The 269-nt window shown below is 31.6% G+C and carries 1 protein-coding gene; it reads right to left on the reverse strand.

The genetic code is table 11. The features are described from left to right. On the reverse strand, positions 1 to 269 hold a 269-nt coding region (locus JQ863_RS19360), incomplete at both ends, for a CDP-glycerol glycerophosphotransferase family protein (RefSeq protein ID WP_204115994.1).

Here is a 269-nt window from a genome sequence, read left to right on the forward strand (position 1 = left end):
CTTTTTCAACCTCATAATCTTCATTGTCCAAAGCATCCATTAATGCATCAAAGGACTGTACAATTTTACCTGGAACAAATGATTCATATGGTTCATAGAAATCACGCGTCGTAATGTAATCTTCTAAGTCAAATGCATAGAAAATCATCGGCTTTTTAAATACTGCATATTCATATATTAAAGATGAATAATCACTAATCAACAAGTCTGTAACAAAGAGAATATCGTTAACTTCACGATGATCTGACACATCGATAAAGTATTGTCTA

The organism is Shimia biformata (assembly GCF_016888515.1).
Classification (GTDB): Bacteria; Pseudomonadota; Alphaproteobacteria; order Rhodobacterales; family Rhodobacteraceae; genus Shimia_A; species Shimia_A biformata.